This is a genomic window from Roseburia faecis (genome assembly GCF_001406815.1).
GTDB classification, from domain to species: Bacteria; Bacillota; Clostridia; order Lachnospirales; family Lachnospiraceae; genus Roseburia; species Roseburia faecis.
Window position 1 is genome coordinate 63,072 of record NZ_CVRR01000009.1, and the last position, 12,587, is coordinate 75,658.

10 protein-coding genes are annotated in these 12,587 nt (G+C 43.5%); 2 read left to right on the top strand and 8 right to left on the bottom strand.

Going from position 1 to position 12,587, the window contains the following annotated elements; all coding sequences use genetic code 11:
• Positions 1-32 precede the first annotated feature (32 nt).
• Positions 33-1,997 carry a RecQ family ATP-dependent DNA helicase gene (locus tag M72_RS04820; protein ID WP_055067391.1) on the bottom strand — a complete coding sequence of 655 codons (1,965 nt, stop codon included), beginning with the start codon at positions 1,995-1,997 and terminating at the stop codon, positions 33-35.
• Between the two features lie 154 nt (positions 1,998-2,151).
• On the bottom strand, positions 2,152-2,475 hold the full coding sequence (locus M72_RS04825) for a hypothetical protein (RefSeq protein ID WP_055067392.1): 324 nt from the start codon (positions 2,473-2,475) through the stop codon (positions 2,152-2,154).
• Positions 2,476-2,647: 172 nt separating this feature from the next.
• Between M72_RS04825 and M72_RS04830 the strand changes: the two genes are divergently transcribed.
• Entirely contained in the window at positions 2,648-3,163 is a 516-nt protein-coding gene (locus M72_RS04830; protein ID WP_055067393.1) for an RNA polymerase sigma factor, read from the top strand.
• Complete coding sequence (locus M72_RS04835; RefSeq protein WP_082413787.1) at positions 3,147-3,758, top strand: zf-HC2 domain-containing protein; 612 nt, start codon at positions 3,147-3,149, stop codon at positions 3,756-3,758. Before M72_RS04830 ends, M72_RS04835 begins: the two co-directional genes overlap by 17 nt.
• Before the next feature lie 573 nt (positions 3,759-4,331).
• Here the strand turns inward: M72_RS04835 and M72_RS04840 are convergent.
• From M72_RS04840 to M72_RS04865, 6 genes are all read right to left on the bottom strand, one after another.
• A complete protein-coding gene (locus tag M72_RS04840) occupies positions 4,332-4,982 on the bottom strand; it encodes a hypothetical protein (protein ID WP_055067395.1) in 651 nt (216 codons plus the stop codon).
• 47 nt (positions 4,983-5,029) lie between these two features.
• On the bottom strand, positions 5,030-5,875 hold the full coding sequence (locus tag M72_RS04845; RefSeq protein WP_055067396.1) for an alpha/beta hydrolase: 846 nt from the start codon (positions 5,873-5,875) through the stop codon (positions 5,030-5,032).
• Between the two features lie 102 nt (positions 5,876-5,977).
• Positions 5,978-8,068: a methyl-accepting chemotaxis protein gene (locus tag M72_RS04850; protein ID WP_055067397.1), complete on the bottom strand. Its 2,091-nt coding sequence runs from the start codon at positions 8,066-8,068 to the stop codon at positions 5,978-5,980.
• Positions 8,069-8,212: 144 nt separating this feature from the next.
• Entirely contained in the window at positions 8,213-9,430 is a 1,218-nt protein-coding gene (locus tag M72_RS04855) for a GNAT family N-acetyltransferase (RefSeq protein WP_055067398.1), read from the bottom strand.
• A gap of 235 nt (positions 9,431-9,665) precedes the next feature.
• Positions 9,666-10,688, bottom strand: a complete 1,023-nt coding sequence (locus tag M72_RS04860) for an Ig-like domain-containing protein (RefSeq protein WP_055067399.1) — start codon at positions 10,686-10,688, stop codon at positions 9,666-9,668.
• Between the two features lie 90 nt (positions 10,689-10,778).
• Positions 10,779-12,476 (bottom strand): AAA family ATPase, encoded by a 1,698-nt coding sequence (locus M72_RS04865; protein WP_055067400.1) that lies wholly within the window; start codon positions 12,474-12,476, stop codon positions 10,779-10,781.
• Positions 12,477-12,587: the final 111 nt, after the last annotated feature.

Genomic DNA, 12,587 nt, shown 5'->3' on the forward strand with positions numbered 1-12,587 from the left:
TTTGTTTTAGTATAACACAAAGCAGGGGACAATTATACTGCTGGCGTAAACTGTAACAAATATTTCCCCAGTTCCTCCATAATCATCTGCTGGCTCTCCCGAGTGTGAATCAGTGCATAATAATTTCTTCCGTATTTTGCCTGTCTCTCCTCTTCCCGGATTCCTACGGCTCTTCCCTTTTCCGTCACACGCTTTATCTTTTCTTCTCCCTGCACGGTTTCCTCAAGATATCCTTTTTCCACAAGCAGCTGATTGATAAATGAAGCGGTCAGTTTCTTTCGATCCGTCTCCCCACATAGCGCATTGATCCGGTTTGTCAGTTCTGAAAGCATACAGGTGTCGGTCAGTTCCACCTCATCAAGTTTTTCCGGAGCGATATAAAACGGCAGCTTCTTTTTTCTTGCCGGAGCTGCTGTCGTGGTGTCTACTGTCATGCCGGAAAATGCCTCCGCTGTGGCGGTATCTCCACCATGCTCGTTCAAAAATGCTGTGATAACCTGTGTAAAACGCGCGCCGTAACTTTCGATTTTCTGTGCACCCATTCCGTACACAGCGGCCATCGCAGTGGAATCCACAGGACATTTGGCACACATATCTTTTAATGTCTTATCGGAACAGATAATATACGGTGGCACACCTTTTTCCACGGCAAGTTCCGTCCGGCATTTGCGAAGCTGCTCAAACAGTTCCTGCCCTTCCGGTGTCAGATCAGCAAGCTGCAATGCCTTTTTCTTTTCTCTTCCGGTCTGGATATAAGTTTCTTCCGCCTCATCTTCCACAACCACACAATTGCTGCATTTTTCACAGGTACACGGACTGTTGTCCCCGAAATAGGACAGGATAAACTGGCGCAGACACTCATCGGTCTCGCAGTAACGGATCATCTCATTAAGTTTCCTCTGCTCATTTGCCCGCACCATGGGATCATCGGATACCTGCCCGGATGTGGATTTGTACTGCAACAGACGTTTGTTTATCATGATATCCTGTTTTGAGAAAAATAACACACACTCCGCTTCTTCCCCGTCGCGCCCGGCACGGCCAGCTTCCTGATAATAATATTCCAGACTCTGCGGCATATTGTAATGAAGCACATAGCGCACATTGGATTTGTCGATTCCCATGCCAAATGCATTGGTTGCAACCATCACACGGATTCGGTCATACGTAAAATCATCCTGATTCTTTTTCCGTTCTTCTAAAGACAGACCTGCATGATAGCGCCCCGCCGCAATACCATATTGCAACAAAAGGGCATACACACTGTCCACATTTTTTTTCGTGGCACAGTAGATGATTCCACTCTCATCCTCATGCCTTTTCACATAATTTAAGATACTGTTGTCCGTCTCTTTTCCGCCCTTGCGGTTGACCACACGGAAGAACAGATTCGGACGGTCAAATCCTGTCACGACGGTCACCGGATTCTGCAAATGCAAACTTGCGGTAATATCCTGCTTGACGCGCTCTGTGGCGGTCGCGGTAAATGCACTGACAACCGGACGGTCTGGCAGTTTTGCAAGAAAATCTGCAATTTCAAGATAACTCGGCCGGAAATCCTGTCCCCACTGGGAAATACAGTGTGCCTCATCCACTGTCACCATGGAAATGTCGGCATAATATGCAAAGTCGAGAAAACGCGAGGTGTTGAGCCGCTCCGGTGCCACATAAATAATTTTGTATTTTCCCTGTGCTGCATAGGCAAGCGCCGCGTGTATCTGGTTTTCTGTCAGGGAACTGTTGATGTAGGCTGCATGCACACCTGCCTGATTCAGTGCCTTGACCTGATCTGACATGAGCGAAATCAGTGGGGAAATCACAAGTGTAATTCCCTCAAGCATCAGCGCCGGAACCTGATAACACAGGGATTTCCCCGCGCCTGTCGGCATGATTCCAAGGACATCCTTTCCCTGCAGGATTCCGTCCATCAGTTCCTTCTGTCCCGGCCGCAGGCTGTCGTATCCAAAATAATGTTTTAATGTTTCGAGTAAATTCAATTGGTTCTCCTTGTTGTGTTTTTTGCTGCTATCCAGATGATCTTTTCTGTTTAGGTGCTAGGTGAACAGGAACCATCTGTATACAGTAAAATTTAAAAATTACTTGACTGTAAAATGAAATGGGGTTATTCTTTTTATATTAAGAAATGGGTTTTCACCGGGTAGGGTTTATGCCTGACAGGACTTGCTCGTTTCTTTTTTTATTTCTATTATTTTTCTGCACCTCATCGTAATAAGCTTTATACCGGTACGCTGTCCTACGGCTGATTTCCCCCTGTGCAGCAATTTCCATAATTGTCATCCCACTCTCATATTTTACAGCAAAATCCCGGTAAGAAGTCATCCAGGCTTCGTCATGTTTTTTTCTCCCGCCGGTATTGCGGTTTTTATATACTTCGAGTTCTGCCCGAAGCTGTTCGTTTTCCCGTTCCAGTTGCGCAATTCGCTGCAATGCACTTTTCAATGATGTAATTGTCATATGCCTCCCGTGCCACTTTTGTTTTTGACACGATTATAATCAATTTGCTTTCATGTGTCAATATCTGTTTCTGACACATTTTCAAAAAATAATTTATAATGAAAGTGTAACAAAACAAACAAAAATTCTATTTATATATAGATTGCGCAATACGAGGAGGTGAAACAGGAAAATGCAAAAGAATACTCCACTTGAAACGATGTACATGGAGTATGCAAATACCGTAAAACATTTTTTAATTTCCTTATGCGGCAATTTTGATCTGGCAGAAGACCTGACACAGGAGACCTTTTATCAGGCATACAAATCAGCGCACCATTATAACGGAAACTGTAAAATTTCGGTCTGGTTATGTCAGATTGCAAAACACTTATATTTTGATTATCTGAAAAAAGAGAAACATAAAACCACAGTCGGAATCGAACATTTAGAATCTTTTGAAGCAGTAAACAATCAGGGGAATCTTGAGGACACGTATCTCATAAAAGAAGAAACCAAAGAATTGCTATCCGCTTTAAGACAGGTAAAGCACCCTTATGGACAAGTGTTCTGGCTGCGGGCATACGAGGAAATGAGTTTTAAAGAAATCGGAGAAATTTTTGACAAAAGTGAAAATTGGGCGCGCGTTAACTATTTCCGTGCAAAAACAAAGATCAGAAAGGTAATTGAAGATGAAAATAACATGTGATATCGTAAGAGATTTAATGCCATTATATGTTGATGACGTCTGTTCTGACGACAGCCGAAAACTTATTGAAGACCATATAAATCATTGCAGCAAATGTCAAAACGAACTGGCAGCCATGAAAGATCCGATCGAATGTCCCACACTTAGTGAAGCCGGAGACAGTAAGACTCCATTTTCTAAAATCAGAAAAAAAGTCCGGATCAAAATGATTGCTGCAATTATTTCTACCGCGTTTCTTGTAATGACTGCTATGTTTGCCATTCAGGAAGTAGGAGTACTTCACGACTTTTTTATGCCCATGGATATAGCATTCATAGATAACAACCATGGTTCGGATGAATGGTTTCAAGTACGCATAAATGACGGTGATTATTTGATTTTTTCATCTGTTTTTTATAAAAAAGAAGTAATAAATGACATAAACAATCCCTGTGATATAACCATACGCATTCTAGATGAGAACCAAACAATTGTTTTAAAGGATACAACTATTAAACTTGGAGAATCCATAAATTTACATTGTTTGAAATACAATAAAAATTACATTGTGCAGGTAAAATGTAAACCCGGAAGATATAATTTAAATTTTACATAATCCATCATTTAATGATGATTTTAATGCTTTATGCTATTAAAATAAAAAATGGCATTGGTTAGGTCTCTCTAACTAATGCCATTTTTGAATGGAATATCCCCGTTTTGAAATTTTCCTCACTTATTGCATAACCATTGTTGTTTCGATTTATTTCTTCTCCAATACCTCTTGTGCCGTTTTTGCATCGTAGCCCAATGCAGTGAGTTTTTCTACGGTATCATTTCCCCTGTTGATCGCATCCAGAATTTCCAAGATTGATTCGCAGCCTTCGGTATAGCCTGAGTTATGTCCCTCTTTCCTCTAGCATTGGGACATATAGACGAAAAGTTATTTGTTATGTCCCTCTTTCCTCCAACGCTGGGACATATACAGAAAAAGTCATTTGTTATGTCCCCCTCTCCATCAGCACGGGGACATATAGACAAAAAATCATTTATTATGTCCCATTAGCGCCGTCTTGTGGGACATACAAAACAATTTTTTCTATATATGTCCCAACTATATAAAAAAGAAGGACATAATCAAGAACTTTTTCTGTATATGTCCTTCAACCACTCCCCATTGCCCCTCATTTTACCTGACCGTCAGTTGTCTTACCACTTCCTCAAACCGTTTCGTACGCTGCCTGATATCCTCCTGCGAAACTCCATAATACCGGTACACCTTCCGGAAATCCGCCCCATATCTGCGCATCACCCGCGTCGAGCCGGATGCGGAGCCACTGAAACTTTCATATGTTTTTTCTATTGATATACTCATCTCAAAATCCCAGCCTGTTTTCCGGTACAGATGAAAATCAATATCAAACTCTGTCTTTGGAACTGCCCGCGCAGCCTCGGTTCTCTGTTCGATCTGCTTCATAAACTCCATCACGCTTTTTTCATCCCACTGTTGTGGTCTTTGGGGCTCCGTGAGATCTCCAAGCAGTTCCGGACGATATTGCAACAGAAACGATGCGCGCATATTGGAATATTCTGTCTGGTATGTTTCATCCGATGAACTTACTTCGGTATACCCCAGTTCCCTGACCACATAATCTGCCACCTCATCCACGGAGTGCGAATCTGCCCTCAGAAATTTAATTACACGCTTTCGCCGGAAGTCATACATGCTCTTTTCTATCTTCTGTCTTAACGTTTTCTTTTTGTCTTTTCCGGCAATAAAAACGGATGTCGGGCCATCGGATTTTCCTATTATACGAATGTTATCTGCTGTTTTTTTCATATCAATTAATCTTTGAACCTTTTCTTATCCGGATACCAGGTCACTTATTATAATGTCCGTTTAAAAAATGCAATGATCTGCTGCCATACTTCATCCTGGAAAAACATCAGGTCCGCATGCTCTGCACCATCAAGCGCAAGCAATGTCACATCACAGCCGGCTGCTTCTAACGCATCATACAATTCCTCACTCTGCGAAAAAGGCACGGTACTGTCTTTGGTTCCATGAATCAGCAGGAATGGCGGCGCATCCGGTGTCACTTTGGAAACCGGGGAATTCTCATAAGCTTCCTGCGGATGTGTCATAACATTAAATCCCATCAGCAGCGACTCTGAAGACATGGCTGCCTTTTCCACATCATCATATGGAAAATGGGACGCATCGGTCGGCGGATACCACGGACAGGCCGCCTGAACCTGACTGGAATACTCCAGATACTCACCTGTATCTAGTTTTTTATCCTGATCCAGTGCTGCCATACATGTCAGATATCCTCCTGCAGATTCTCCCATCACACCAAATTTTTCACTGTTAATCCGATATCTTTTTGCATATGCACGAAGATATCGGATTGCTGCCTTGATATCACACAACTGCATCGGATGCGTTCCCTCGTTGGATGTCCGGTACTCTACGCTGGCAACAACAAACCCTTCCTGCGCCAGTGTGCCCAGATATGCCAGATGCGCTGCTTTGTCCATGCGCTGCCATGCGCCACCGCAAATCCATACAATACATGGATATGTCTTTCCTTCCCCGTCCTCCGGATAGATGAGATCCAGTTTGAGATCTCTCCGGCAATGACCGAACCAGGAATCAACCTGCGCATAAGTAATGTCTGTTGTCACAACATATTGTGGTTTTGTGGTTTCCGGTTTTAATGTTTTCTTCATTATAATTTTCCTCGTTTCCGATGTAAAATTTCCTTTTCCTATATTTAGAGGGTTTCATGTTAGTCTATGTTAACCACGTCTTAACTTATCTTCGGACAATTATCAATCCAAATGAAACTGCGCGACAAAATCCCGGATCACATTGACGGACTGTGTGCACTCCTGCAGCTTGTCGTAACCCTCGGTTACAAGGTTCTGCGTACTGCCGGATTTCTCGGCAATACCGCTGATTCCGTCTGTGGACTGTTCCACCATGGAGTTGATCTCTGATACGGTAGAAGAGATCTCTTCAATGTGCTGCTCTAATGCATCCACTGCTTCTTTTGTCTGCTGCATGATCTGCTGGAATGTGTCCGCATCGGCATGATACTGCTCCCCCACCTGTGCGAAATGCTCATAATCCCCAAGAACGGTCTGTTCCAGAAATTCCATAATCGTTGTGAGGCATTCGGTCATATTGGAAACCGAACTGTTGACCTCTCCTACAATCTCGTCAATTGTGGAAACGGTATCCAGTGTCTGCGTTGCCAGATCTCCGATTTCGGAAGCAACAACCGCAAATCCCCTGCCCGCTTCGCCAGCCCTGGCTGCCTCAATATTGGCATTTAATGCCAGAAGGTTTGTCTGGGAAGAAATCTGTTTGATGTTGTCTGTCAGCGCATTGATCTTCTGTACAGATTTCGCCTGCTCCACAGCGGCATCCGTCTTCTGTTTCATGACCGCATACATCTGGTCTGTCTTGTGGCGGGACTCCGTACTGATCCGCTCCATCTCTCTGGCACGCTCCTGGATCTGTCCGGAATTTTTCTCTCCATCCTCTGCAAGCCGCTGGATATTGTCGGAACTTTCTCTCATAATTCCAACGTTTTCCACAATGTGCGCCGCATTTGCACTGGTCTCTTCCATCCCGGCTGCTAGTTCCTGTGTTGCAGCGGAGTTATCTTCTGCATACGCACTGTTCTGCTTCATCAGATGATTCAAATCCTCCGCGTTGCTCTCGAGTACCTGCTGTGTCTGCTGCAGGTCTCCCATCATCTCCCGGAGCTTCTTTCTCATAATGTGGATCTTTGTTGCCATGTTTCCGATCTCATCCTTCTGTTTCCGCAATTTGCCTCCCTCTTTGGTCGGGCGGAAATCCAGTTTCGCTGTCTGTTCGATCACAGCGGTCAACTGGCGGATCGGTCTGGTCATACCGGTACCGATGATTACGCCAATCACAGCAGACAGGACAAATGCAACGATCATGGCGATAATAATCAGTTTTGCCAGCCCGTATGCCTCTGCATAAATTTCAGATACCGGAGCGGTAAGGACAAGCTTCATGCCATTGTCCAAATTGTAAAATGCAAATTTCTTGTTTACATTTTTATAGGAATAATCCATCGTCTTTCCCTGATTACCGTCATCTCCGATAAAATCTGCACTCTTAGAAAGCGAGGAATCCAGATCTGAAAGCTTTGTGCCCTCATCCGCATTTTTGTGGTACATGACTGCTGCCGATGCATCCGTCAAAAATGCATATCCACTCTGGTATACTTTTGTCTCGTCAACCAGATCGGTAATCTGTGAAAAATCAATATCCATACCAACAATACCGATCGATGTTCCATCTTCTGCAAACAATGGCACAACGTATGAGATCATGTAAATATTGATATTTTCATTCATGTACGGTGACATCCAGATGGCTTTCTTTGCCTGTACCGGAAGGTAATACCAGCCGACATGCTCCACATCGCTTTCGTCATACATGGAAAAATCCGTCGGTGTCAGGCACTGCAGTTCACTGTCAACTGACTGGCGCTGCGCAAAGACACCGGATGTCGGATTGGAGTAATCCGGGTTATACCGCAGATATGCCGTCACTGCCCCATTCGTATGGTTTGCAAAATCAAGCACCGCCTGCTGTACCGTCTCGGTATATGTATCCGCATAATCCTTGCTCTGCCGGAACGAATCATAGTCAAAATTACTCATTGCGACTTCACTGAGCGTATCCACCGACTGCTCAATCTTCTGAATCGTGGAATTAATCTCTTCGGTCTTCTTCTGCCCGGTAAGCTGCATCATGGTCATTGCATCTTTTCCGGCTGTCCGCACAGAATTTGAAATTGCAATCACCCCGATCAGAACCGATGTAAAAAGAGAACAGATCAAAATAGACGCTATAAGCTTTGTCCGTACTGATTTCATAATCCTTTGCCTCCCAAACTCATTTTTTCTGTTGTTTTTAAAAGTGTTCCCCTTATGTATTCCGAAAATCATCCAATACCGGTATCTGCAGAACGGTATCCCGGTAATTTTCACTTTCCATTATAACATACCATGCTGAATTTTTTAGATGTAATCGGAAATATATGGAATTTTATGAAACAGTACATCATCCAGACGGTCTACCGCTTCCTGCTTCCCTTCAATGCGTTCAAGGGCATACAGACGCTCAGCCGTCTTGTATCCCAGTAAAAGGGTAGTCAGCGTACCTATCTCCATTTTTAACTTATACTCTGCTGGTTCATCGGTCAGCATACATGTTCCATCGGAAAAACAGAGCCGGAAACTGCGGTTGTTCCACAAAAGCAGGTGATCCTCAATTTCAAGTTCGATATACAGTGTTCCGCCATCCGGATCACATGGATAATCCTGTAAAAAGCTCTCGATATCAATAATCCGTCCCATGGCATACGGCCGGATCGTTTCCTTGATATCTCCATCATCCATCTCAAACGCAATCGGTTCGCTGAAATAGGTATAGCCATGCACCGCATCGATCATGGAATCATGCGCGTGGATATACTCCCACAGCCCCTTTTTTGCCTCGCGATTTAAGTAGATCATTTCCTTGATATGCATGATATCGTTTTTGATCAGATAGACCATAAATCCGCATGGCTTGTCCTTGGTGTTATAGTAAACTGCCACGTTCGTATCGTCCTCATCCCAGCGCCAGTATTCCTCCCACGCCAGTGCATTCCGGAACAGGCAGCCGTGTGTGATTGATGCAAAATGCGAATGCAGCTCATGAAAATCGGTATTGTCCCAGTCCACACGCCGTACATACCCGGGTGCTTTTACTTTCGTCGGAATCTGCCGGTCCTTGATATTGAAAGAAATTTTATTGGATATGATCTCCCAGCCCAGATGATGATACAGCGGTATGGAATATGGATACAGGAGGGCAAACGGTCTTCCCTGCTGTTTCATATGTTCCAGACTCTGATACATCAGTTTTTTCATAATGCCCTGCCCGGTATATTCCGGATATGTACAAACACTCGTAACAAATCCAACGGGAAATACCTCCCCGTATATATTCATTTTCAATGGATATACGGCAAACTGGGAAATCAGGGTATCCCCGTCAAAACATCCCAGCACATCCGCACGCTCCAGTACCGGGAACTTCGACTGTTTAATCTCTTCATCTTTCCATCCGGTTGCCGTCAGTTCATCCTCCGTTACCTGAAAGGTATAGCGCAGCAGCGCGTTATACTGGTCCAAATCCTTCACATCCTTTGGTTCTAAGTAGCGTATGGCATAATTTTCTACCGAATTCATTTTTCCTCCTTCATACAAAGATATAACCATGGCAGCTTTTGGGAAAGCTTTTCCATAAGATCTACAATACCATATGTTGTAAGGCTATTCTTCGAAGTATAGACAGAATATTGTCTATGTTCAATTATATCATTGTATATATGCATCATCAATATCTTTCGCTGATTGTCCCTTTGGTTATGATCCGCAGACTGTCTGTCATACAGACCATAATTTTGTTCTGCTTCCTGTAGTTTTATTTTTCTTTGACAGTTACTGTCATGCGTACCTTCGTGCCATCTTCTTTCGCATAAATATATGCACGTCCCTTGCCGATAGCGGTGATCATGCCGGTTTCATTTACCGTGGCAACATTTGTGTTCGAACTGTAGTACTCCGGTTTGTTGCCGGAGGATACCGTTACCTTCGGCTGACATGTTTCGCCGGCCGCTAACGAAATCTGTTCCTGTCCGACGGTAATCTTTGGCTTCTTTACCGTGACCTCACAGGTTTTGCTGACACCGTCGACTGTGACCGTGATGATGGCGGTTCCGTTTTTTATGGCGGTAACTTTGCCCTCATTGTCCACAGCGGCTACGCTTTTTTTATTTGTTTTCCACCTGGGAATACTTTTGGATGTGGAAGAAACGGATAACCGGAGCGTCCCCTTCCGGTAAAGGGATGCGGATGTCCGGTCCAGCCGAACCGTTGGCTGCTTTACCGTCACTTTACAGGTCTGGGCGGTTTTATCCGCTGTGACCGTAATGGTAGTTTCACCCGGTTTTTTTGCTGTGATCACGCCGTTTTCGTCCACCGAGGCGATGCTCGAGCGGGCGGATTTGTACGTGACCGGATGCCCGGTTGATGTCTCGGCTTTCAGCCGGGCCGTATATCCGTTCTCCAAGGATATGAATTTCTGACTTAATGTAATGACCGTTTTTTCAACTGTAACCCTGCAGCTTGCCTCCCCATTGTCAATTTTTGCAGTGATCGTAGCATTACCGGCCTTTTTCGCCGTGATCTTTCCATAAGTGTTCACGGACGCGACTGTGGAATCACTTGAAGAAAACTTTGGTTTCTTTCCAGTAGAAGTGATCGCAGTCAGATAATACTCGTCTCCAAATTTCATGGTCTTAGTGTATTTTGTCAGCAGAACGTATTCGTATCCGCTGGCAGCATATACTGTTGTGATTCCGTTGTAACTGGAGAATAAAAGCATGGAAACCATGCAGAAGACAGCCAGTGCTGACTTTAAGAAGTTCTTTTTTGTGTGTAACATATGCCCCCATTTCCGGTTGCAGAAACAAACGGGACAATCAGCTTGTATAAAAATCTAGCATATCTTCTGCGGTTTGTAAAGAGATTTTTGTTATTCTCCAACCACAACCTTACAATCCTTCGTAAAACACGCAATTCCGTACTTGATAAAGTTTCTCATTCCATCCTGTCTCAGCCTATCCACATAGTCTTTTTCCTCTATCTGCTCCAGTGCTTTGGCACATGCAGCATCCATATCTCCATTTTCTGCATATTTGAGTTCGATTACAATTCCGGTCCGGTTGTCCGGCACCTCAACCAGAATATCACTGTAGCCGGTTCTGGACTCGGCATTTGACTTTGTAAGCCAGGTTGCTTTATAACCCAGCAGACCAAGCAGAATGCCATGATAGAAATTTTCTTTCTTTTCTTTTGCAGCTGCCGTGTCTCTTATGCTGATCGTGTTCCACAGATAATCCCCGAAGATCTGCTCAATTTTTTCCGGATCTTTTTCCAAAAATGCATTGCTCAATTCTTCCAGTTTTTTACCGTCATTCCTGGACACATCGCTGAACCATTCCCTGATTTTCTTTATAAAAAGGTTTTTAATTTCCCTGTTTGGAATAGTCAGGCGGTATTTTCCGCTTTCTGTACGTCCCTGATGCGTCAGATATCCGGTAGTAAAAAGTACGCTCCACAGATTTTCAATGTTTTTATCAAGCTCATCATATGTGAGTTCCAGCGAGATTTCTTTTTCAATGCATTCTCCTGCAATCAGACGCTCGATTTCGTTTTTTGTCTGGACATCCGCTTTGTCTATAAATCTACGCACAATGGCATTGCCGCTTGAATTCGACCAGAAATCTTCTGGCATTGCGTTCGGATCTGCACACAGGCTTTTACAATACCGGATAACATCCCACGGACAGTAAATATCGGTGTTTCCGAAATGATAACCATCGTACCACTCCTTAACTTCCGGATAGTGGTCTGAAAACGTGTAATCATCCAGAAGTTTTTCAACCTCATTGTCCGTAAATCCAAAACTCTCATCATACGGAACATTTAAAACCGACAAAACCTCGAAATTGTTAAATCCTGTAAAAATACTTTCTTTGGAAATACGCAGGCATCCTGTTAAAACGGCAAACTGCAGACTATCATTGGTCTTTAAAGCCATTCCGAAAAGTCCCCTAATGAGTGAAACCATCTCCCGATAATAGCCATTCTGAAACGCTTTATCCAGTGGAACATCATATTCATCTATGAGGATTACGGTTTTTTGTCCATAATGCCTATGCAATAAATGTGACAGTATATATATGCTTGATGTCAGTATATTCTCATCCATAGAATATTTACCATTATGCAATGCGACAATTGCCTGATACTGCTCCTTTTCATTATCAGATAGTTTGTCACTCTCTGACAAAAATGAAAAACGTTGTGCCTCTCTTCCTGCCAGCTCTGTGATACGATACCTTGCATCCTCATAAGATAATCCTTCCACGCTCTTGAGTGAAAGAAATATGACCGGGTATTTTCCCATATATTGTTCGCAAATTTCCTTGTTTCCCGCAATATATAACCCGTCAAACAATGTCGTATCCGCGCCTGCCTCAAAAAAAGCCCGCAGCATACTCATATTTAATGTTTTTCCAAAGCGGCGGGGACGGGTAAAAAGAGTTACTTTGCCTCCGGTTTCCACCAGTTGTTCTATAAGCTTTGTTTTATCCATGTAATAAAATCCAAACTTTCGGATTTCTTCAAAATTTTCAATTCCAACCGGTAATTTTAAACTGTTTGCCATAGAAGCCCCCCTTCTTTTCCACAAAAATAAGCTATGAATAGTATAACCTATCCACAGCTTATTGAAAAGTTAATTGTTTGTTATTGTCCACTAACTGCTCCAATCTTTTCA